The following is a 21905-nucleotide window of genomic DNA, read 5'->3' on the forward strand; positions in this document are numbered from 1 at the left end:
CAACATGGCGTTCAGAAAAAACAAAAAAATTCATAATGACTTCTCTAAAGTTACCATCAGCCTTGCGTCTCCAGAATCTATTCTGGAAAGCTCTCACGGTGAAGTAACTCAGCCAGAAACCATCAACTACAGGACTTATAAGCCTGAGATGGGCGGCCTTTTCTGCGAGCGAATTTTCGGTCCAGTAAAAGATTGGGAATGTCATTGTGGTAAATACAAAAGAATCAGATACAAAGGCATCATCTGCGACAGATGTGGTGTTGAAGTAACTGAGAAGAAGGTTAGGAGAGAGCGAATGGGCCACATCGAGTTGGTTGTTCCTGTAGCTCATATCTGGTACTTTAAATCATTACCAAATAAAATTGGATACCTACTTGGTGTGCCTACCAAGAAATTGGATCAAATCATATACTACGAGCGATACATCGTCATCCAACCAGGGGTTAAAGAAGAAGATGGTATTACAAAACTAGACTTCCTTACCGAGGAAGAATACCTTGATATACTTGATAAGCTTCCAAGAGAAAACCAGATGCTAGAGGATGATGACCCGAACAAATTCATCGCAATGATGGGCGCGGATGCTTTAGAGATGTTGCTTGCTAGAACTAAACTGGATGAGCTTTCTTACGAGTTAAGGCATCAGGCAGCTACTGATACTTCTCAGCAGAGAAAAGCAGAAGCATTGAAGAGATTGAGAGTAGTTGAGGCATTCAGAGATGCGAAAACTCGAATTGAGAATAGACCTGAATGGATGATCGTAAAAATGGTACCAGTTATTCCACCGGAATTACGTCCATTAGTTCCATTGGATGGAGGTCGATTCGCGACTTCTGATTTGAATGACCTTTACAGAAGAGTAATTATTAGAAATAATCGTCTGAAAAGACTGATTGATATTAAAGCACCGGAAGTAATCCTTCGAAATGAGAAAAGGATGCTTCAGGAAGCAGTGGATTCACTTTTCGATAACTCAAGAAAAGTAAACGCAGTAAGATCCGATGGAAACAGAGCGCTTAAATCTTTGAGTGATATGCTCAAAGGTAAGCAGGGTCGATTCCGTCAAAACCTACTAGGTAAGAGGGTCGACTATTCTGGGCGATCTGTAATTGTTGTAGGTCCTGAATTGAAAATGCATGAGTGCGGGTTGCCAAAGAATATGGCTGCTGAGCTATTCAAGCCATTCATTATCAGAAAGCTTATTGAGCGTGGAATCGTTAAGACTGTAAAATCTGCTAAGAAAATAGTTGATAGAAAAGACCCAGTAGTTTGGGATATTCTAGAAAATGTATTGAAAGGACATCCAGTGCTATTGAATAGGGCTCCTACGCTTCACAGACTGGGTATTCAAGCATTCCAACCAAAACTTATTGAAGGAAAAGCAATCCAGCTTCACCCGCTAGCATGTACAGCATTCAACGCCGATTTTGACGGTGACCAAATGGCGGTTCACGTACCTCTTGGTCATGAAGCTATATTGGAAGCTTCTTTATTGATGCTTTCTTCACATAATATCCTTAACCCTGCCAACGGTGCTCCTATTGCAGTGCCATCTCAGGATATGGTATTGGGTCTTTATTACATTACTAAAGGACGAAGAAGTACAGATAAAGAAAAAGTAGCAGGAGAAGGAAGAATTTTCTACTCTCACGAAGAGGTAATCATTGCCTTAAATGAGAAGCAAATTTCTCAGCACGCTTACATAAAAGTAAGAACGACCGTAAGAAATGAGAAAGGAGAGCTTGACACGAAAGTGATTGAGACAGTGGCAGGTAGAGTATTATTTAACGAATCTGTTCCTGAAGAGGTTGGCTTCGTTGATGAACTCCTAACCAAGAAGAAACTACAGAAAATTATCTCTAATGTCTTCAAGATAGTGGGAATGGCTAGAACAGCTCACTTCCTTGATGACATTAAAGCGCTCGGATTCCAGATGGCTTACAAAGGAGGACTTTCAATGGGACTTGATAATATCAACATCCCTGCAGAGAAAGAGAAATTGGTAGAGCAGGCGAAAGAAGAAGTAGATGCAGTTTGGCAAAACTACTTGATGGGCCTCATTACAGATAATGAGCGTTACAATCAGGTAATTGATATCTGGACGAGAACGAATACAATGTTGACCAACTCGCTGATGAAGCAGATGGAAGAAGATGATCAAGGCTTCAACTCGATCTACATGATGATGCACTCCGGTGCAAGAGGATCTAGAGAGCAGATTCGTCAGCTAGGTGGGATGAGAGGTTTAATGGCCAAGCCACAGAAAAACCTACAAGGATCCGTTGGTGAAATTATTGAAAACCCAATCCTTTCAAACTTTAAGGAGGGACTGGATGTAATTGAGTACTTTATTTCTACGCACGGTGCTAGAAAGGGACTAGCCGATACAGCTTTGAAAACTGCTGATGCAGGTTATTTAACAAGACGCCTGGTTGATGTTGCACAAGATGTTGTGATCAACGAAGATGATTGTGGAACATTGAGAGGACTTTCTGTTTCAGCATTGAAAGACAATGAAGAAGTGGTTGAGGCACTTTCTGAGCGCGTACTCGGTAGAGTTTCTGTTCACGACATCTATGATCCAATCACAGAAGAATTGATCATTGAATCTGGAGCTGAGTTCACGGAAGAGATAGCTGACTATATAGACCAGTCAAGTATCGAAGAAGTAGAAATCAGATCAGTATTGACTTGTGAAACTCGTCAAGGGGTTTGTGCCAAGTGTTACGGTAGAAACCTTTCTTCAGGAAGGATGTCGCACGTTGGAGAGTCTGTCGGAGTTATTGCAGCTCAGTCAATCGGAGAGCCAGGTACGCAGCTTACGTTGAGAACGTTCCACGTAGGGGGTACGGCTTCAAACATTGCCGTAGATGCAAATATCAAAGCGAAGTTTGAAGGGGTGATTGAGTTTGATGAGTTAAGAACGGTGAAGACTACCGATGATGAAGGCAACAAGATGGAAGTTGTGATGGGTAGATCTGGAGAGATCAAGATCCTGGATGCTAAGAAAGAAAAAGTATTGATTTCTAACCACGTGCCTTATGGAGCAATCCTAAAAGTTAAAAATGGCGGTAAAGTGGCCAAAGGTGATGAGCTATGCTACTGGGATCCGTACAATGCGGTAATTATGTCTGAATTTGACGGAACCGCCTCATTCGATTCAATCATTGAAGGTATTACTTTCAAAGAAGAATCCGATGAGCAAACAGGTCACAGAGAAAAAGTAATTATCGATACAAAAGATAAGACAAAGAACCCTGCGATTGAGGTGGTTGGAAAAGACGGTGCTACTCAGAAAGCTTACAACATTCCAGTGGGTGCTCACTTAGCAGTAGATGCAGGAGCTAAGATTAAATCAGGTCAAGTACTTGCTAAGATTCCTAGAAAAACAGGTAAGTCAAGAGACATTACTGGTGGTCTTCCTAGAGTAACTGAGCTTTTCGAGGCAAGAAATCCATCAAATCCTGCGGTAGTAAGTGAGATTGATGGAGTTGTAGAGTACGGTGGAATCAAACGAGGTAACAGAGAAATTTACATCGAGTCAAAAGACGGTGTGAAGAAGCGTTACATGGTGCCGCTTTCTAAGCATATCCTAGTTCAGGATAACGATTACGTAAGGGCAGGTGATGCACTTTCTGATGGCGCTATTACACCGGCAGATATTTTGAAAATCAAAGGCCCAACAGCAGTACAGGAATACTTAGTGAATGAAATTCAGGAGGTATACCGATTACAAGGAGTTAAGATAAATGATAAGCACATCGAAGCGATTGTTCGTCAGATGATGCAGAAAGTAGTAATTGAGAATCCGGGAGATACAAGCTTCCTGACAAATCAATTAGCTGATCGTTTTGTCTTCATGGAAGAAAACGACAATATTCTTGATAAGAAAGTAATCGTTGATCCAGGAGATTCATCCAATTACAAAGCGGGACAGATCATTGATGCAAGAAGTCTAAGAGATGAAGTTTCTAGCTTGAAACGTCGCGATCTTAAAGCAATGACAACTCGTGATGCCGAACCGGCAACGGGTAAGCCAACGCTGCAAGGGATCACGCAGGCGTCACTAGGAACTGAAAGCTTTATTTCTGCGGCATCATTCCAGGAGACGACTAAAGTATTAAGTGAAGCTTCCATAAAAGGAAAAGCTGATACATTGATAGGTCTGAAGGAAAATGTGATCGTAGGACACTTGATTCCTGCAGGAACTGGAATTAGAGAACACCAGAAATACATTGTTAATTCTCAAGAAGAGTATGACAAGCTAGTGTCTTCCAAGGAACACTTTGAGGCAAAAGAAGTAGAAGAAGCTTAATAAAATGAGCGACGAACCAAAAAAAGACGAAAAGAATCCAAATAATCAGATTAACATAGAGCTCTCGGAGGAAACTGCCGAGGGCGTCTATGCTAATTTAGCAATGATCGCTCACTCAAGTAGCGAATTTGTTATTGATTTCATTCGTCTAATGCCAGGTGTACCGAAGGCGAAAGTGAAATCTCGAATTGTGATCACTCCAGAGCATGCAAAACGACTATTGCACGCACTTCAAGACAACATTAAGAAATATGAAGCTTCGTTTGGCGAGGTGAAACAAGCCGACGATATCCCAAAATTTCCTATGAATTTTGGAGGAACCATGGGCGAGGCTTGACATGGTTCTTAACTTTTCTATAAATAATCCTGTTAATTCATCTTTTAACTTTTTGATATAATCTCAATATATCTATCTTTGCGTTCCCAAATTTTGGGACGATTAGAAATTATAGCGTATGCCAACTATACAACAATTAGTAAGGAAGGGAAGAAAGAAGTTGACTTCTAAGTCAAAATCCCCAGCATTGGACTCTTGTCCACAAAGAAGAGGTGTATGTACACGTGTGTACACCACAACTCCTAAGAAACCTAACTCAGCAATGAGAAAAGTAGCAAGGGTGAGACTTACCAACGGTAAAGAAGTAAATGCTTACATCCCAGGAGAAGGACACAACCTTCAAGAGCACTCCATTGTGCTTATCAGAGGAGGTAGAGTAAAAGATTTACCAGGTGTGAGATATCACATCATTAGAGGTGCGTTGGATACTGCTGGTGTAAACGGACGTCTACAAAGAAGATCTAAATATGGCGCTAAGCGACCAAAAAAATAATTTGCAGTAGAAATGAGAAAAGCAAAACCAAAAAAGAGATACATCCTTCCTGATCCTATTTATCAGGATACACTTGTTACCAAGTTTGTAAACAACCTAATGCTAAGTGGTAAGAAAAGTATCTCTTACAAAATCTTTTATAATGCCATTCAGCAAGTAGAAGAAAAAACTGGTGAAAATGGTCTTGAAACATGGAAGTCAGCATTGAGTAATATCATGCCTTCTGTTGAAGTTAAAGCTCGAAGAGTTGGTGGAGCTAACTTCCAAGTACCAATAGAGGTAAGACCTGATAGAAAAATAGCTCTTGGGATTAAGTGGATGATTAAATACGCTCGTCTAAGAGGAGAAAAAACAATGCAAGATCGTCTTGCTGCAGAAATAATCGCTGCATCTAAAGGCGAAGGAGCATCTGTTAAAAAGAAAGACGACATGCACAGAATGGCCGAAGCTAATAAAGCATTCTCTCACTTCAGATTCTAAGAACCAAAATGGCTAGAGACTTAAGACTTACAAGAAATATCGGTATCGCAGCACATATTGATGCCGGAAAAACAACGACCACTGAGCGTATTCTTTATTACGCTGGTATCAACCACAAAATCGGTGAAGTACACGATGGTGGAGCCACCATGGACTGGATGGAGCAAGAGCAAGAAAGAGGTATCACCATTACCTCCGCTGCAACTACTGTATTCTGGAAGTACAAAGAAGAAGATTATCATATCAATATTATTGATACACCAGGTCACGTTGACTTTACTGTAGAAGTGAATAGATCGCTTCGTGTATTAGACGGATTGGTATTCTTGTTTAGCGCTGTTGATGGTGTTGAGCCTCAGTCTGAGACAAACTGGAGACTTGCGGATAATTACAAAGTAGCAAGAATTGGTTTTGTTAATAAAATGGACCGATCAGGCGCAGACTTTCTGAAAGTTTGTAAGCAGGTAAAAGAAATGCTTGGCACTAAAGCAGTACCTCTCCAATTGCCTATCGGCGCGGAAGATAATTTCAAAGGAGTAGTAGATTTAGTAGAGAATAAAGCCTATGTCTGGAATGAAGAAGATATGGGAATGACTTTCGAGGAAATTGACATTCCTGCAGATATGCAAGATGAAGTAGTAGAATACAGAGAACATCTTGTGGAATCTGTAGCAGAATATGATGAGGGATTGATGGAGAAATACTTCGAAGATCCTGAAAGTATTACTAGAGATGAAATTGTTGCTGCATTAAGAGCTGCAACTATTGATTTGGCATTCGTGCCTATGCTTTGTGGTTCAGCATTCAAGAATAAAGGAGTTCAAACATTGTTGAACTACGTGATGGAGTTACTTCCATCACCACTAGATAGAGATAGTATCACCGGAACCAATCCGGATACGGAAGAGCCTGTTACAAGGAAGCCATCTGTAGATGAGCCTTTTTCAGCTCTGGCATTCAAGATAGCAACAGATCCATTCGTAGGACGCCTATGTTTCGTGAGATCATATTCCGGAATGTTGGATTCTGGTTCTTATGTGTATAATACAAGAACGAGCAAGAAAGAGCGTATTTCTAGAATTTTCCAGATGCACGCCAACAAACAGAATCAAATCGATAAGCTGCATTGTGGAGATATTGGTGCGGTTGTTGGATTTAAGGACATCAAAACTGGAGATACCCTTTGCGATGAAAAAGGGAAAATTGTACTTGAATCAATGGATTTCCCTGATCCGGTAATTGGATATGCAATTGAGCCGAAAACTCAAGCTGATGTAGATAAGCTAGGTATCGCTATTGGGAAACTTATTGAAGAAGATCCTACTCTTCAGGTAGAAACCAATCACGAAACTGGACAAACCATCCTTAAGGGGATGGGGGAACTTCACCTTGACATCATTATTGATCGCTTGAAAAGAGAATTCAAGGTAGAGATCAATCAAGGAGCTCCTCAAGTGGCATACAAGGAAGCCATTACGGCGTCTATAGAGCATAAAGAAGTTTATAAGAAGCAGTCTGGTGGACGGGGTAAGTTCGCAGATATTGTATTTGAAATCGGTCCAAAAGACCAGGATTACGAAAAAGACGGCCTTCAGTTTGTAAATGAAATCGTCGGAGGGGTAATTCCAAAAGAATTCATCCCTGCAATTCAGAAAGGATTTGAGCAAGCCATGGTCAATGGACCGTTAGCAGGTTACCCAATCGACAATATGAAAGTGAGACTATATCACGGATCATTCCACGATGTAGATTCAGATTCACTATCATTCGAACTTGCCGCAAGAGCTGGATTTAAATCAGCTGCTGCAAAATGTGGCCCAGTGATTCTTGAACCTGTAATGGCTGTTGAGGTTGTTACTCCGGATGAATACACTGGTACCATCACAGGTGATTTGAATAAGAGAAGAGGAATGATGAAGGGGATGGATACTAGAGGTACTTCTGCAGTAATCAAAGCAGATGTACCATTATCTGAATTATTCGGATATGTTACTGATCTAAGAACTAACAGTTCAGGCAGGGCAACAGCGTCTCTGACGTTCTCTCACTACGATCCAGTGCCAAAGAATATTGCGGAAGGGGTTATTGCTGATGTTAAAGGCACAGCTAACGTTTAAAGGAAATTTGAAGTGAAATCGAAAGATTTCACTTCACCAAAAGAATTGATGAAAAGATCATGAATCAGAAAATTAGAATAAAACTTAAGTCCTACGACCACAATTTGGTTGACAAGTCTTCTGAGAAAATTGTTCGAGCAGTAAAGACTACTGGAGCAGTTGTGAGCGGCCCAATTCCGCTCCCCACTGTGAAAGAGAAATTTACCGTGCTCAAGTCACCACACGTGAATAAAAAAGCAAGAGAGCAATTTCAGTTATGTACGTACAAGAGACTTGTAGATATCTATAGCAATAGTGCCAAGACTGTGGATGCTTTGATGAAGTTGGAGCTTCCAAGTGGAGTAGATGTTGAGATAAAAGTATAGACCGACATAATGCCGGAATAAAGAACCAATTGGTTTATATCGATTGGTTCTTTTTTTGTCTAAAAAAATAACTGATCAAAGTTTTGATCGGCATATGGATTTGCTATCTTTGCAGTCCTTTTCACGAAAAGTTTGCCTGAAAGGGTAATTATAAGATATAAACGAGTAGAAAATGCCTGGTTTAATAGGAAGGAAAGTAGGAATGACAAATGTCTTTGACGAGAACGGTAAAAGCATCGCTTGTACCCTTGTCGAGGCGGGTCCTTGCGTCGTGACTCAAGTTAAGAACGAAGAGACAGACGGATATAAAGCTGTGCAGTTGGCTTACGGTGAAAGAAAAGAAAAAAACACGCCTAAGGCGCTTCAGGGTCATTTTGCAAAGGCAAAGACTACTCCTAAACGGAAAATTGTAGAATTCAGAGATTTTAGATCTGAGTTTGACGATAAAGTTAAGTTAGGTAATGAAATCACAATTGCGGATGTATTCAATGAGCAAGACTATGTTGATGCCGTTGGGACATCAAAAGGTAAAGGATTTCAAGGCGTAGTAAAAAGACATGGCTTTGGTGGAGTAGGTCAGGCAACTCACGGACAGCACAACAGACTTAGAGCTCCCGGTTCTATCGGCGCTGCATCATTCCCATCAAGAGTATTCAAAGGTTTGAAAATGGCCGGAAGAACGGGGGGTGATAGAGTGAAGGTATTAAACCTTAGAGTATTAAAAGTATATCCTGAGAAAAACCTGGTACTTATTTCAGGTGCTATCCCAGGAGCTAAAAATTCATTCGTAATACTTGAGAAGTAATCATGAAGGTAGCTGTATTAAATATAAAAGGAGAAGAGACAGGAAGAGAAATCAACCTGGATAAGAGCATCTTTGGTATAGAGCCAAACGAACATGCTGTCTACCTTGATGTAAAGAACTATTTAGCAAATCAAAGGCAAGGCACTGCTAAGACGAAAGACAAGGGAGAGATCACTGCTTCGACTCGTAAGATCAAGAAACAAAAAGGCACAGGTACAGCGAGAGCAGGTAGTGTTAAATCTGGTGTTATGAGAGGTGGAGGAACATTCTTTGGTCCACAGCCAAGAGATTATGGTTTCAAGCTTAATAGAAAAGTTAAGAAACTAGCTCGAAAGTCAGTTCTTTCTTCAAGAGCAAAAGAGAAAGCGATTCAAATCCTAGAGGATTTTTCATTTGAGTCGCCAAAGACAAAAGAATTCATTAATCTGCTGAACAGCCTTTCAGTAAGTGATAAGAAATCATTATTTCTGATAAGTGACAAAAACAAAAATGTTTTCTTGTCTTCAAGAAATCTTAAGAAAACACTTGTTTCGACTGTTGACGAAATAAACACTTACGATCTAATCAACGCTGAGCGTCTGATTCTGTGTGAGGGAACACTTGAGCAACTAAAAGAAAGATTTAACTAAGATGGGAGTTTTAATAAAACCACTAGTTACGGAAAAAGTATCTGCTCTTAATGAGCATGGTAAGTACGGATTCGTAGTTGCCAAGAATGCTAATAAGGTTCAGATTAAGACTGAGGTTGAAAAAACCTACGGTGTTACTGTAGAATCTGTGAATACAATGGTTCAGCCAGGTGGGTCTAAAAGACGATACACTAAGTCTAGAGTCATTGAAGGTAGAACTCCAGCGTATAAAAAGGCAATTGTGCAGGTGGCTGAAGGAGATATAATTGATTTTTATAGCGGAATATAATATATAGAGATGGCTGTAAGAAAACTTAAACCGACTACCCCAGGACAGAGATTCAGAATGGCTCCTGTCTTTGATGATATTACCAAGTCTACCCCAGAGCGGTCTTTGGTAACTACCTCAAAAAGAAATGGTGGTAGAAACAATCAGGGTCGAATGACCGTGAGAAATGTTGGCGGAGGTCATAAGCGCAAGCTAAGACTTATCGACTTCAAAAGAGATAAGCACGGAATTCCTGCTACTGTGAAAGCAATCGAGTATGATCCAAACCGATCAGCCAGAATCGCGTTGCTTTACTACGCTGATGGTGAAAAAAGATATATCATCGCACCTGCTGGCTTGGAGGTAGGTACAGTAATTACCTCGGGTAAAGGAGTTGCACCAGAAGTGGGAAATGCGTTATTCTTATCTGACATTCCTCTGGGTACAATTATCCACAACATTGAGTTGAAACCTGGTAAGGGTGGTGTAATGGCAAGAAGTGCCGGAACATATGTGCAGTTGGTGGCTAGAGAAGGTAAGTACGCAACAGTAAAGCTTCCTTCAGGTGAGATGAGAATGGTACTGAATACATGTTTGGCGACAGTAGGTACCGTGTCTAACTCAGATCACATGAGCGTAAGATTAGGTAAGGCGGGTAGAAACAGATGGCTGGGAAGAAGACCAAGAGTAAGAGGTGTAGCTATGAACCCGGTTGATCACCCAATGGGTGGTGGTGAAGGTCGATCTTCTGGAGGTCACCCACGATCCAGAAACGGTCAATATACAAAGGGCTTGAAAACCCGTCGACCAAATAAATATTCTGATAAGCAGATAGTTAAACGAAGGAAATAATGTCAAGATCATTAAAGAAAGGACCTTATATAGATTTCCGACTTGAGAAAAAAGTCGATGTGATGAATGACTCTGGTAAGAAATCTGTGATCAAAACATGGTCAAGAAGATCAATGATATCTCCGGATTTCGTAGGTCACACTTTCGCAGTGCACAACGGAAATAAATTCATCCCTGTTTTCGTAACTGAAAATATGGTAGGACATAAACTTGGCGAATTCGCACCGACTAGGAACTTTAGAGGGCATATCGCTAAGAAGGATAAAGGTAAAAGATAATAGCACCAATGGAAGCTGAAAAGAAATTAAAGAAATCAGTACGAATCAGACTTCAGAAAGAAGCTGACAAGAAATTCCGTGAAGAGAACAAGGGAAAGCTTGGTGCGGTAAAATCGTCACTTCGAAATGTACCAACTTCTCCTCGTAAGATGCGGTTAGTTGCAGATATGATTCGTGGAGAAAGAGCAAATATTGCTCTCAACATTCTTCGATTTGATGCACATCATGCATCTAATACTTTGGAGAAACTTCTTCTGACTGCAATTGCAGATTGGCAAATGCAGAACGAAGACATCAGTATCGAAGAAGCTGACCTTTATGTGAAAGAAATCTATGTGGATAGTGCAAGAATGCTTAAGAGATTAAGACCTGCTCCACAAGGAAGAGCACACAGAATCAGAAAGAGATCAAATCATGTGACTATCGTTGTTGATAATCACAACCAGGAAGAAACTAAAGAAAGCAACAAGTAATGGGACAGAAAGTAAACCCAGTTGGATTTAGATTAGGTGTTATCAAAGGGTGGGATTCTGCCTGGTTCGATAGCAAGTCTTATGCGGATAAACTAGTAGAAGACAACAAGATTCGTAAATACATCATGGCACGTATGCCTAAAGGTGGGATCTCTAAGATCGTAATCGAGCGAACACTTAAAAGAATTACTCTTACAGTACATACTGCCCGTCCAGGTGTTGTGATTGGTAAAGGAGGATCTGAAGTAGATAAGATCAAAGAAGAGTTGAAAAACTTGACAGGTAAAGACCTTCAGATCAATATTTTTGAAATCAAAAGACCTGAATTAGATGCTAAGTTGGTAGGAGAGTCTATCGCACAGCAGCTTCAAGCAAGAATCTCATTTCGAAGAGCGATGAAGCAAGCAATTGCGTCTTCAATGAGAGTTGGAGCTCAAGGAATTAAGATCAAATGTTCAGGAAGACTCGGTGGAGCTGAGATGGCGAGAAGTGAGCAATATAAAGAAGGAAGAATTCCGTTGCACACACTACGAGCAGATATCGATTATGCAATTACAGAAGCGCATACCATTTATGGTAAAATCGGAATCAAGGTGTGGATTTTTAAAGGAGAGGTTTTCGGTAAAAGAGATCTTTCTCCGAACGTAGGGCAGTCTGGCGGCGGAAATAATAACGCACCAGGTGGAGGAGCTCCGAATAGAAGGAGAAGAGAAAATAGAAGAAGAAAGTAAAGTTTTGTAAAGCATGTTACAGCCAAAACGAACGAAATTTAGAAAAATGCAAAAAGGCCGAGTGAAGGGTCTTGCTCAACGTGGGCATAGACTGGCATTCGGAACTTTTGGAATCAAGGCAATGGAGCCAGGATGGATCACTAGCCGTCAAATAGAAGCTGCCAGGATTGCAATGACAAGAGCAATGAAGAGAGAAGGGCAAGTATGGATCCGAATCTTCCCTGACAAGCCTGTGACTAAGAAGCCTGCTGAAGTAAGGATGGGAAAAGGTAAGGGAGCACCAGAATACTGGGTAGCTACTGTGAAACCTGGAACAGTTCTTTTTGAAGCAGCAGGAGTGGATATCGAGTTGGCGAAGGAAGCTTTAAGATTGGCTGCACAAAAGTTGCCAATTTCTACAAAATTCACATTAGCAAAAGATTATAAGCCAGAGTAATGAAAAATTCTGAACTAAGAGGATTGAGTCTGGACGAGCTGAAGAACAAGCTTGCAGTAGAGAAGGAGACGTATGCCAAATTAAAATTTGCGCATAGCATTACTCCAATCGAAAACCCAATGAAAATTCGTGAGAATAGAAAATTGGTAGCAAGAATTCAGACAGAAATTAAGGCCAAAGAATTAAACCAAGTTGCTGAAGCAAGCAAATAATTTTCAGTGATGGAAAGAAATTTAAGAAAAGAAAGAATCGGACAAGTGGTGAGCAATAAAATGCAGAAAAGCATCACTGTGGCAGTAGAAAGAAAAGTAAAACATCCGATCTACGGAAAGTTCGTGAGAAAGACTACAAAACTCACAGCTCATGACGAGAAAGACGATTGCAATATCGGCGATACCGTGAAGGTAGCAGAAACCCGTCCCATGAGTAAGAACAAAAGATGGAGGTTGGTAGAAATTATTGAAAGAGCAAAATAATGGTACAACAGGAGTCAAGATTATCGGTTGCGGACAACAGCGGCGCTAAAGAAGTGCTAGTAATCCGTGTGCTTGGAGGCACCAAGAAGCGATATGCTTCTGTAGGTGACAAAATTATTGTGACTGTAAAGCACGCGCTTTCATCAAGTAGTTTAAAAAAAGGAACTGTATCCAGAGCAGTAGTAGTACGAACTAAAAAAGAAGTTCGAAGAAAAGATGGGAGCTATATCCGATTCGAGGATAATGCTGCCGTACTACTCACAGCAAATGATGAGCCTAGAGGAACAAGGATCTTTGGTCCGGTTGCCAGAGAGCTTAGAGAGAAGCAGTTTATGAAAATTGTATCATTAGCACCTGAAGTACTTTAACAATGAGCAACGCAAAATTTCACGTAAGAAAAGGAGATACTGTTCAGATCATTGCCGGAAACGACAAAGGAAAGACTGGCAAAGTTCTTGAAGTAAACACCGCGAAGTACCGCGCGATTGTTGAAGGAGCAAACATGATCACTAAGCATGTGAAGCCTTCTGCTGAAAATCCTGAAGGAGGAATTCAGCAAACAGAAGCAGCAATTCACCTTAGTAATCTTAAAGTTGTAGATCCATCATCTGGAGATGCAACTAGAATAGGAAGAAAGAAAAACGCAGACGATAAGCTGCAGAGATATTCAAAAAAATCAGGAGAATTTATTACGAATGGCTAGTCCTAGATTAAAAGAAAAATACAGCAAAGAGATTGTCCCTCAATTGAAGGACAAGTTTCAATATAGTTCTGTCATGCAGGTACCTAAGCTGACTAAGATAGCAATCAATAAAGGTATTGGTGCTGCGGTGTCTGATAAAAAGTTGGTAGATACAGGAGTTGAAGAGCTAACTCAAATTACAGGGCAGCAGGCAGTTCCTACAATTGCTAAGAAGTCTGTTTCCAACTTTAAGTTAAGAGAAGGAATGCCAATCGGCGCGAAAGTTACCCTTAGAGGTGATAAAATGTATGAGTTTCTTGATCGGTTGGTGACTGTAGCGCTACCACGTGTTAGAGACTTTAAAGGAATAAGAGAAAAAGGGTTTGACGGAAGAGGTAACTACACATTAGGTGTGCAGGAGCAAATTATCTTCCCTGAAATCAGTATCGATAAAGTAAACAAAATCACAGGTATGGACATTACGTTTGTGACAAGTGCACAAACTGATGAAGAGAGTCTCGAATTATTGAGATCCTTAGGAATGCCGTTTACTTCAAAGAAGAACTAAGAAATTATGGCTAGATCAGCAGTAAAAGCGAGAGAAAGAAAAAGAGAAAAACTTGTAGCAAGATATGCCGAGAAACGAGCTGCCTTAAAAGCAGCGGGAGATTGGGAAGGTCTTGACAAACTGCCAAGAAACTCATCGAAAGTAAGATTGCATAATAGATGTAAGCTTACTGGTAGACCTAAAGGTTACATGAGAAGATTTGGTATCTCTAGGGTGACATTCAGAGAAATGGCATCTGATGGTAAAATTCCAGGAGTAACAAAAGCAAGTTGGTAGATTTTAAATCTTCCTTTCGTTTCAAAATATAAATTATTATTTTTGCACCCCCTTTTTCAAGGGGGATAAGTGTGTTTAAGAAATGGTAACAGACCCGATAGCAGATTATTTAACTAGGATTCGTAACGCAATAGGTGCGAATCATCGTGTGGTAGAGGTGCCTGCTTCTAATTTAAAGAAGGAGATCACTAAAGTATTGCACAGCAAGGGCTTCATCAGAAACTACAAGTTTGAGGATGACGCAAAGCAAGGTATTATCAAAATTGCTTTGAAATACAATCCACAGACAAAACAGTCAGCGATTACAAGTCTTGAGAGAGTAAGTACTCCAGGACTAAGAAAGTATGCAGGTGCTGAAAGTCTACCAAGAGTACTTAATGGTCTTGGTATCGCGATTCTATCAACCTCGAAGGGAGTAATCTCTGACAAAGAGGCTAGGAGAGAGAATATAGGTGGAGAAGTTTTATGTTACGTGTATTAATTGATTTGAGATGTCAAGGATAGGAAAAGCACCAATTAATTTACCTGAAGGAGTTTCAATTACAGTAAATAATAATACTGTAAATGTGAAAGGACCTAAAGGAGAGCTGACTCAGCAAATAGATCCAGATATCACTTGCAAAGTGGAAGACGGAGTAGTGACTGTAGAGCGTCCTACTGAGCAGAAAAGACACAAATCTCTTCATGGACTTTACCGCTCGTTGGTGAATAACATGGTAGAAGGAGTGAGCAATGGATATAAGAAAGAGATGGAGCTTGTTGGAGTAGGTTATAAAGCTGCCGTACAAAACAACGTTTTAGAGCTTAACCTTGGATATTCCCACAGTATATATTTTGCTGTTCCGGAAGAAATCAAAGTATCTGCAGAAACAGAAAAAGGCAAGAATCCAAAAGTGACAGTAGAAGGAATTGACAAACAACTCGTTGGTCAGATTTCTGCGAAAATTAAATCACTTAGAAAAGTGGAACCATACAAAGGAAAAGGTATTCGCTTTGTTGGTGAGCAAATTAGAAGAAAAGCTGGTAAAACTGCTGCTAAATAATAAGACATGGCAATTACTAAAACAGCAAGAAGAAAAAGACTTAGACTGGGTATCAGAAGTAAGATTTCTGGTACTTCTGATAGACCTAGAGTATCTATTTTCAAAAGCAACAAAGGCATCTATGCTCAGTTGATTGACGATGTGAATGGTAAAACCTTAGCATCTGCATCTACTAAAGAGCTTGGAAAAGCGGCGTTGAATGTCGAGATAGCAAAAGAGGTAGGTAAAAAATTGGCTGAAAACGCCAAAAGTGCAGGTATAGAAACGGTAGTTTTTGATAGAGGAGGATACCCGTACCATGGCCGTGTAAAGTCTTTGGCTGAAGGTGCTCGTGAAGGAGGATTAAAATTCTAAGAAGAAAATTATGTCACAAAGCAATATAAGATCTATAAAAGCAAGTGAAATCGACCTTCAGGAGAGAGTAGTTGCGATCAAAAGAGTAGCTAAGGTAGTGAAGGGTGGACGTAGATTCAGCTTCTCAGCTATCGTAGTAGTAGGAGACGGAAACGGAGTGGTAGGATATGGACTTGGAAAAGCAAATGAGGTTACCGATGCAATCACAAAAGGAATTGATGATGCTAAGAAAAACTTGGTGAAAGTGCCAGTTTTCAAAGGCACAGTTCCCCATGAGGCGTTGGGTAAGTTCGGAGGAGGACTTGTTCTTCTTAAGCCAGCTGCACCGGGTACTGGAGTAATAGCAGGTGGTGCGATGCGTGCGGTGCTGGAAAGTGCAGGAGTACACGATGTACTTGCAAAATCAAAAGGCTCTTCTAACCCGCATAACGTGGTAAAAGCAACTTTTGACGCCCTTAACAAAATGAGAGACCCATTTGCTGTAGCACAGCAAAGAGGTGTGTCTTTAGATAAAGTTTTCAATGGCTAAGACAATGGGAAAAGTATTAATCACACAGAAGAGAAGTACGATCAAGCGTCCTGAGAATCAGAAAAGAACAATTGCTGCTCTGGGTCTTGGTAAAATCAATAGATCCGTTGAAAAAGAATTGACTCCTTCTATTAGTGGGATGATCAAAACGGTTAATCACTTAGTAGAAGTTAAAGAGCTGTAATCATGAGACTTGAATCACTAAAGCCTGCAGAAGGCTCAACAAAGAATAGAAAAAGAATCGGTAGAGGACAAGGTTCTGGTCGAGGTGGTACTTCCACTAAAGGTCATAAAGGAGCTCAATCTCGTGCTGGATACTCTAGAAAGACTGGTTTCGAAGGTGGACAAATGCCTTTGCAAAGAAGAGTGCCAAAGTTTGGCTTTAAGAATAACAATAAAATTGTTTCTAAAGCTATCAACCTTGACGATCTTCAAAAGCTAAGTGAAACGAAGAAATTGAAAGAAATTACACCTGAAATCTTGAAAGAAAATGGTCTTGCACAGAAGAAAGACATTGTAAAAGTTTTGGGTAGAGGCGAATTGAAAGCATCACTAAAAGTTACAGCACATAAATTTTCAAAAACAGCTCAAGAAGCAATAGAGAAAGCTGGCGGATCTATTATAGTAGTAGAATAATGAAGAAATTCATAGATACCATAAGAAACATTTTTTCCATTGAGGAGCTGAGAACCCGAATCCTAAATACGATAGGATTCTTGGTTATTTTTAGAATTGGTTCTTTCGTGGTTCTCCCAGGAGTAGATCCAAGTAATCTTGGAGGAGATGCAACTGGTATTTTTGGATTATTGGACACGTTCTTAGGAGGGGCGTTTAGTAATGCTTCCGTTTTTGCATTAGGAATCATGCCCTACATATCTGCTTCGATTGTGTTGCAGTTAATGACAGTAGCTGTACCGTATTTCCAGAAGCTTCAAAAAGAAGGAGATAGTGGGCGGAAGAAAATTAATCAGCTTACAAGAGTATTGACGATTGCTATTTGTACGGCACAAGGTTTCAGCTATGTTTCAGCTGCGATCCCTGCTGAAGCTATTATTAGTAATACTTTCTTCTTCAAATTCACCTCAGTAATTATTCTTACTTCTGGTACCATATTCTGTATGTGGCTTGGAGAAAAAATCACTGATAAAGGAATTGGAAATGGAATATCAATGCTTATAATGATAGGTATCATTTCAAGGTTCCCTGGAAGTATTGCTGCAGAGGCAATCACAAGAGGAATGAGTGAGATGCTATTGTTCATCCTTGAGTTGGTCGCATTGTTCTTTGTAGTACTTGTAACGGTCGCATTAGTACAAGCAGTCAGGAGAGTTCCTGTTCAATATGCAAAGCAAGTAGTTGGAAATAAAGTATACGGTGGTCAGAGACAGTACATCCCATTGAAGGTTAATGCTTCAGGAGTAATGCCTATCATCTTTGCTCAATCTATTATGTTTTTGCCAGCAATGTTGGCTGGACTTTGGAGAGAGGAAAGTGATTTTGCAAACTACATTGGTACTACATTCTCTGACTTTACTTCATGGCAGTATAACGTTACGTTCGCGATTATGATTATTGTATTTACGTTCTTCTATACAGCCATAACAATCAATCCTAACCAGATTGCAGATGATATGAAAAGAAATGGTGGTTTTGTTCCAGGTATTAAGCCAGGAAAGCAGACCGCTGATTATTTGGATAATATTTTATCAAGAATCACTTTACCAGGTGCGATCTTCCTAGCGATCATCGCAATCCTGCCAGCCTTCGCAATGATAGCTGGTGTGAATCAAGGCTTCGCTCAGTTTTATGGAGGAACGTCACTATTGATTATGGTAGGAGTAATTCTTGATACCCTTCAGCAGATTGAGAGCTACCTGCTCATGAGACATTATGAAGGTATGATGAAAACAGGTAGAGTTAAAGGGAGAACTCAAGCAGCATAATGGCAAAGCAAGCATCCATCGAACAAGACGGAACTATCGTGGAAGCATTGTCAAATGCAATGTTTAGAGTAGAACTTGAAAATGGTCACGAAGTGATAGCACATATCTCAGGAAAAATGAGAATGCACTATATCAAGATTTTACCTGGAGATAAGGTGAAGTTGGAAATGTCACCTTATGATCTAACAAAAGGAAGAATAGTTTATCGCTATAAATAACAGCCTTAGGCTGATAAATAGAAAAGAAAATGAAAGTAAGAGCATCCGTAAAAAAACGAAGCGCTGATTGCAAAGTAATCAGAAGAAAAGGGAAGCTTTATGTAATCAATAAAAAGAATCCAAAGTTTAAACAAAGACAAGGATAATTATGGCAAGAGTTGCAGGAGTAGATATTCCCGATAACAAGCGAGGCGAAATAGCCTTGACTTACATCTTTGGCATTGGTAAAACATCCGCTCAGAAGATTTTATCTGAAGCAGGTGTAGATCCAAACAAAAAAGTTCAAGACTGGACAGACGAAGAGGGTGGTAACATTAGAACCGCGATCAGAGAGAAGTTCAAAGTAGAGGGTGTTCTCAAAGGAGAGATCCAAATGAGTATCAAGCGATTGTTAGATATCGGTTGTTACAGAGGTCTCCGCCATAGAAAAGGTCTTCCCGTAAGAGGTCAGCATACCAAGAACAATGCTCGTACTCGAAAAGGAAAGAGAAAAACTGTTGCTAATAAGAAGAAAGCTGTTAAGTAATACATAGATGGCACAAAAGAGAAAAGATAAAGCGAAAAAGCGAGTTGTTGCTGTTGATGCTGTAGGACAAGCCCACATCAAGGCATCATTTAACAACATCATCATATCTATGACCAACGGAACAGGTCAGGTTATCAGCTGGGCTTCAGCTGGTAAAATGGGATTCCGCGGATCAAAGAAGAATACTCCATATGCAGCTCAAGTAGCGGCTCAGGAATGTGCTCAAAAAGCATATGATCTTGGATTAAGAAAGGTTGAGGTCTTTGTAAAAGGACCTGGGTCTGGTAGAGAATCTGCAATTAGAACCATTCAGAATATTGGTATCGAAGTTACAATGATCAAAGATGTAACTCCACTACCTCACAATGGTTGCAGACCTCCAAAAAGAAGAAGAGTTTAAGATATTATAAAACGGTAATAGATAATGGCAAGATATACTGGGCCTAAGACTAAAATTTCAAGACGATTCGGAGAACCTATCTTCGGAGCAAGTAAAGCTTTGCAGAAGAAAGCCTATCCTCCTGGACAGCACGGTCGTGGAAGAAGAAAAAAACAGTCTGAATATGCTATCCAGCTAGCTGAAAAGCAAAAAGCAAAGTACACCTATGGTGTATTGGAGCGTCAGTTCTCCAATGCTTTTGAAAAGGCTTCAAGAAAAAGTGGAATTACTGGTGAAATCTTACTTCAATTATTGGAGGCAAGGTTGGATAACACTGTTTTCCGTTTGGGAATAGCTCCAACAAGAAGAGCAGCCAGACAGCTTGTTTCTCACAAGCATATTACTGTAAATGGGGAGATCGTAAATGTCCCTTCCTATACATTAAGAAATAACGACATCATTGGAGTAAGAGAGAAATCAAAATCTCTTGAAGCTATCACTGATAGTCTTGCATCAAATGCACGTAGCTATTCTTGGTTGGAATGGGATTCTGCCAGCATGACTGGAAAATTCCTAACCTCTCCTAGTAGAGAGGAAATCCCTGAGAATATCAAGGAGCAGTTGATTGTAGAATTGTACTCTAAGTAAACACTCAAAATATAAGATATATGTCGATCCTAGCATTTCAAATGCCGGAAAAAGTGGTAATGGATAAAGCAGATGACTTCCATGGCCTCTTTACTTTCAAACCTCTTGAAAAAGGATACGGTGTTACAGTAGGTAATGCGTTAAGAAGAATACTTCTTTCTTCTTTAGAGGGTTATGCGATCACGGGAGTGAAGATTCCTGGTGTTTTGCATGAATTCTCTACAATAGAAGGAGTGGTAGAAGATGTGAGTGAGATGATCCTCAACCTGAAAATGGTAAGGTTCAAAAAGATTGAAGATGTAGCAGATAGCAACATCACTGTAACTGTTTCTAATATGAAGAAACTTACTGCAGGAGATCTGGCGAAAGCTACCACATCATTCGAAATCCTAAATCCTGATCATGTTATTTGTCATCTTGATGAATCAGCTAAGTTCGAAATGGAACTTACGATTGAAAAAGGTAGAGGATACGTTGGTGCAGATGAGAACAAACCTGCAGAACAGAACTTTGGATTCATTTCCATCGATTCAATCTTTACACCCATTAAAAATGTAAAGTACAGCGTTGAGAATACCCGGGTTGAACAAAAAACTGACTATGAGCAGTTGACTCTTGATATCCAGACTGATGGATCTATCCATCCGGAAAATGCCCTTAAAGGTGCAGCTAACATTTTGATTCAACACTTCATGTTGTTTTCAGATCAGAATATGATTTTGGAAACTCAGGAAGCTGGTGAGCCAGAGCAGGTTGATGAAGAATTACTGCACATGAGAAAAATGCTCAAGACTAATCTTAATGATCTAGACTTGTCTGTAAGAGCATACAACTGTCTGAAAGCTGCTGATGTAAGAACTCTTGGTGATCTTGTGTCACTTGAAATTTCTGACATGATGAAATTCAGAAATTTTGGTAAGAAATCATTGGCTGAGCTTGAGCAGTTGGTATCCGACAAAGGTCTTACTTTCGGTATGGATCTTGGTAAATACAAATTGGAGGAAGAATAATGAGACACGGAAAGAAATTTAATCACCTTGGTAGAAAGACTGCACACAGAAGTGCGATGCTTTCTAATATGGCTTCTTCTCTTATAATACATAAGAGAATTAACACAACAGTAGCTAAGGCGAAAGCGCTGAAGAAATACATTGAGCCAATTCTTACCAAGTCTAAAACTGATGATACAAACTCTAGACGAGTTGTATTCTCTTACCTTCAGGATAAGGAGTCAGTAACTGAGCTATTCAATACCGTAGCGGAAAAGATTGCTAGCAGACCTGGCGGATATACTCGAATCATTAAAACCGGAGCTAGACTTGGTGATAATGCAGAGATGTGTATGATGGAGTTAGTTGATTTTAATGAGCTATTACTTGGTGACGAGGCAGCTGGAAAAGCGAAGACCAGAAGATCTAGAAGAGGTGGATCAAGCAAAGCGAAAACTGAAGCTCCTAAAGCAGAGGTCAAAGAAGAAGTAGTTGTAGCTGAAGATGTTGTTGAGGAGGTTAAAGCTGAAGAAGCAGTAGCCGAGGAGGTGGTAGAGGAGACTAAAGCCGAAGAAACTGAAGTAAAAGCAGAGGAAACTGAAGAGCCTAAAGCTGAAGCAAAAGAAGAAGAAAAAGAGGACGACAAAAAGAAAGAAGAGTAAGTTTGTCTAATCAAATAAAATATTAGCCATTCA

34 protein-coding genes are annotated in these 21905 nt (G+C 40.1%); all 34 read left to right on the forward strand.

All coding sequences use genetic code 11. The annotated features are described in order from the left end of the window. Positions 1-4 precede the first annotated feature (4 nt). Positions 5-4315: a DNA-directed RNA polymerase subunit beta' gene (gene rpoC, locus ABJG98_RS15355; protein ID WP_348280419.1), complete on the forward strand. Its 4311-nt coding sequence runs from the start codon at positions 5-7 to the stop codon at positions 4313-4315. A gap of 4 nt (positions 4316-4319) precedes the next feature. Continuing rightward, on the forward strand, positions 4320-4652 hold the full coding sequence (locus ABJG98_RS15360) for a DUF3467 domain-containing protein (protein ID WP_348280420.1): 333 nt from the start codon (positions 4320-4322) through the stop codon (positions 4650-4652). Positions 4653-4770: 118 nt separating this feature from the next. Further along, complete coding sequence (gene rpsL, locus ABJG98_RS15365; RefSeq protein WP_089356794.1) at positions 4771-5145, forward strand: 30S ribosomal protein S12; 375 nt, start codon at positions 4771-4773, stop codon at positions 5143-5145. A gap of 12 nt (positions 5146-5157) precedes the next feature. Continuing rightward, the gene (rpsG, locus tag ABJG98_RS15370; protein WP_348280421.1) at positions 5158-5625 is read left to right on the forward strand and encodes a 30S ribosomal protein S7; all 468 of its coding nucleotides are present in this window, start codon (positions 5158-5160) and stop codon (positions 5623-5625) included. An 8-nt stretch (positions 5626-5633) separates the two neighbouring features. Next, positions 5634-7742, forward strand: coding sequence for an elongation factor G (fusA, locus tag ABJG98_RS15375; protein ID WP_348280422.1), 2109 nt, complete (start codon positions 5634-5636; stop codon positions 7740-7742). 59 nt (positions 7743-7801) lie between these two features. After that, positions 7802-8107 (forward strand): 30S ribosomal protein S10, encoded by a 306-nt coding sequence (rpsJ, locus tag ABJG98_RS15380; protein ID WP_089356797.1) that lies wholly within the window; start codon positions 7802-7804, stop codon positions 8105-8107. A gap of 172 nt (positions 8108-8279) precedes the next feature. After that, on the forward strand, positions 8280-8912 hold the full coding sequence (rplC, locus tag ABJG98_RS15385; protein ID WP_348280423.1) for a 50S ribosomal protein L3: 633 nt from the start codon (positions 8280-8282) through the stop codon (positions 8910-8912). 2 nt (positions 8913-8914) lie between these two features. Continuing rightward, entirely contained in the window at positions 8915-9541 is a 627-nt protein-coding gene (gene rplD / locus ABJG98_RS15390; protein ID WP_348280424.1) for a 50S ribosomal protein L4, read from the forward strand. 1 nt (position 9542) lies between these two features. Beyond that, a complete protein-coding gene (gene rplW / locus ABJG98_RS15395; RefSeq protein WP_348280425.1) occupies positions 9543-9830 on the forward strand; it encodes a 50S ribosomal protein L23 in 288 nt (95 codons plus the stop codon). A 9-nt stretch (positions 9831-9839) separates the two neighbouring features. Beyond that, complete coding sequence (rplB, locus tag ABJG98_RS15400; RefSeq protein WP_348280426.1) at positions 9840-10661, forward strand: 50S ribosomal protein L2; 822 nt, start codon at positions 9840-9842, stop codon at positions 10659-10661. After that, on the forward strand, positions 10661-10939 hold the full coding sequence (gene rpsS, locus ABJG98_RS15405) for a 30S ribosomal protein S19 (protein WP_348280427.1): 279 nt from the start codon (positions 10661-10663) through the stop codon (positions 10937-10939). Before rplB ends, rpsS begins: the two co-directional genes overlap by 1 nt. Before the next feature lie 8 nt (positions 10940-10947). Beyond that, entirely contained in the window at positions 10948-11412 is a 465-nt protein-coding gene (gene rplV, locus ABJG98_RS15410; RefSeq protein ID WP_348280428.1) for a 50S ribosomal protein L22, read from the forward strand. Further along, positions 11412-12143, forward strand: coding sequence for a 30S ribosomal protein S3 (rpsC, locus tag ABJG98_RS15415; RefSeq protein ID WP_348280429.1), 732 nt, complete (start codon positions 11412-11414; stop codon positions 12141-12143). Before rplV ends, rpsC begins: the two co-directional genes overlap by 1 nt. Positions 12144-12156: 13 nt before the next feature. Then, on the forward strand, positions 12157-12579 hold the full coding sequence (rplP, locus tag ABJG98_RS15420; protein ID WP_348280430.1) for a 50S ribosomal protein L16: 423 nt from the start codon (positions 12157-12159) through the stop codon (positions 12577-12579). Then, a complete protein-coding gene (gene rpmC, locus ABJG98_RS15425) occupies positions 12579-12791 on the forward strand; it encodes a 50S ribosomal protein L29 (protein ID WP_348280431.1) in 213 nt (70 codons plus the stop codon). Before rplP ends, rpmC begins: the two co-directional genes overlap by 1 nt. Positions 12792-12800: 9 nt before the next feature. Then, entirely contained in the window at positions 12801-13055 is a 255-nt protein-coding gene (rpsQ, locus tag ABJG98_RS15430) for a 30S ribosomal protein S17 (protein ID WP_348280432.1), read from the forward strand. Further along, positions 13055-13423, forward strand: coding sequence for a 50S ribosomal protein L14 (gene rplN / locus ABJG98_RS15435; RefSeq protein WP_348280433.1), 369 nt, complete (start codon positions 13055-13057; stop codon positions 13421-13423). Before rpsQ ends, rplN begins: the two co-directional genes overlap by 1 nt. 2 nt (positions 13424-13425) lie before the next feature. Continuing rightward, a complete protein-coding gene (gene rplX, locus ABJG98_RS15440) occupies positions 13426-13758 on the forward strand; it encodes a 50S ribosomal protein L24 (RefSeq protein ID WP_348280434.1) in 333 nt (110 codons plus the stop codon). Further along, positions 13751-14305, forward strand: a complete 555-nt coding sequence (gene rplE / locus ABJG98_RS15445) for a 50S ribosomal protein L5 (protein ID WP_348280435.1) — start codon at positions 13751-13753, stop codon at positions 14303-14305. The genes rplX and rplE overlap by 8 nt, the downstream gene beginning before the upstream one ends. A 6-nt stretch (positions 14306-14311) precedes the next feature. Beyond that, the gene (rpsN, locus tag ABJG98_RS15450) at positions 14312-14581 is read left to right on the forward strand and encodes a 30S ribosomal protein S14 (protein WP_348280436.1); all 270 of its coding nucleotides are present in this window, start codon (positions 14312-14314) and stop codon (positions 14579-14581) included. Positions 14582-14663: 82 nt separating this feature from the next. After that, positions 14664-15062, forward strand: coding sequence for a 30S ribosomal protein S8 (rpsH, locus tag ABJG98_RS15455; protein ID WP_348280437.1), 399 nt, complete (start codon positions 14664-14666; stop codon positions 15060-15062). Between the two features lie 10 nt (positions 15063-15072). Continuing rightward, on the forward strand, positions 15073-15624 hold the full coding sequence (rplF, locus tag ABJG98_RS15460; RefSeq protein WP_348280438.1) for a 50S ribosomal protein L6: 552 nt from the start codon (positions 15073-15075) through the stop codon (positions 15622-15624). 6 nt (positions 15625-15630) lie between these two features. Next, positions 15631-15978, forward strand: coding sequence for a 50S ribosomal protein L18 (gene rplR, locus ABJG98_RS15465; RefSeq protein WP_348280439.1), 348 nt, complete (start codon positions 15631-15633; stop codon positions 15976-15978). Between the two features lie 10 nt (positions 15979-15988). Then, on the forward strand, positions 15989-16507 hold the full coding sequence (gene rpsE / locus ABJG98_RS15470) for a 30S ribosomal protein S5 (protein ID WP_348280440.1): 519 nt from the start codon (positions 15989-15991) through the stop codon (positions 16505-16507). Positions 16508-16511: 4 nt separating this feature from the next. Further along, positions 16512-16691 carry a 50S ribosomal protein L30 gene (gene rpmD, locus ABJG98_RS15475; protein ID WP_348280588.1) on the forward strand — a complete coding sequence of 60 codons (180 nt, stop codon included), beginning with the start codon at positions 16512-16514 and terminating at the stop codon, positions 16689-16691. Between the two features lie 2 nt (positions 16692-16693). Continuing rightward, positions 16694-17143 carry a 50S ribosomal protein L15 gene (gene rplO, locus ABJG98_RS15480; RefSeq protein WP_348280441.1) on the forward strand — a complete coding sequence of 150 codons (450 nt, stop codon included), beginning with the start codon at positions 16694-16696 and terminating at the stop codon, positions 17141-17143. After that, positions 17143-18450, forward strand: coding sequence for a preprotein translocase subunit SecY (secY, locus tag ABJG98_RS15485; protein ID WP_348280442.1), 1308 nt, complete (start codon positions 17143-17145; stop codon positions 18448-18450). The genes rplO and secY overlap by 1 nt, the downstream gene beginning before the upstream one ends. After that, entirely contained in the window at positions 18450-18668 is a 219-nt protein-coding gene (gene infA / locus ABJG98_RS15490) for a translation initiation factor IF-1 (protein WP_089356818.1), read from the forward strand. Before secY ends, infA begins: the two co-directional genes overlap by 1 nt. 29 nt (positions 18669-18697) lie before the next feature. After that, the gene (gene ykgO, locus ABJG98_RS15495) at positions 18698-18814 is read left to right on the forward strand and encodes a type B 50S ribosomal protein L36 (protein WP_348280443.1); all 117 of its coding nucleotides are present in this window, start codon (positions 18698-18700) and stop codon (positions 18812-18814) included. Between the two features lie 2 nt (positions 18815-18816). After that, positions 18817-19194, forward strand: coding sequence for a 30S ribosomal protein S13 (gene rpsM, locus ABJG98_RS15500; protein WP_348280444.1), 378 nt, complete (start codon positions 18817-18819; stop codon positions 19192-19194). A gap of 7 nt (positions 19195-19201) precedes the next feature. After that, on the forward strand, positions 19202-19594 hold the full coding sequence (rpsK, locus tag ABJG98_RS15505) for a 30S ribosomal protein S11 (protein WP_348280445.1): 393 nt from the start codon (positions 19202-19204) through the stop codon (positions 19592-19594). Positions 19595-19618: 24 nt separating this feature from the next. Further along, the gene (gene rpsD, locus ABJG98_RS15510) at positions 19619-20221 is read left to right on the forward strand and encodes a 30S ribosomal protein S4 (protein ID WP_348280446.1); all 603 of its coding nucleotides are present in this window, start codon (positions 19619-19621) and stop codon (positions 20219-20221) included. A gap of 20 nt (positions 20222-20241) precedes the next feature. Beyond that, the gene (locus tag ABJG98_RS15515; RefSeq protein ID WP_348280447.1) at positions 20242-21231 is read left to right on the forward strand and encodes a DNA-directed RNA polymerase subunit alpha; all 990 of its coding nucleotides are present in this window, start codon (positions 20242-20244) and stop codon (positions 21229-21231) included. After that, positions 21231-21872: a 50S ribosomal protein L17 gene (gene rplQ, locus ABJG98_RS15520; protein WP_348280448.1), complete on the forward strand. Its 642-nt coding sequence runs from the start codon at positions 21231-21233 to the stop codon at positions 21870-21872. The genes ABJG98_RS15515 and rplQ overlap by 1 nt, the downstream gene beginning before the upstream one ends. Positions 21873-21905 lie beyond the last annotated feature (33 nt).

The organism is Ekhidna sp., from assembly GCF_039960695.1.
GTDB lineage: Bacteria > Bacteroidota > Bacteroidia > Cytophagales > Cyclobacteriaceae > Ekhidna.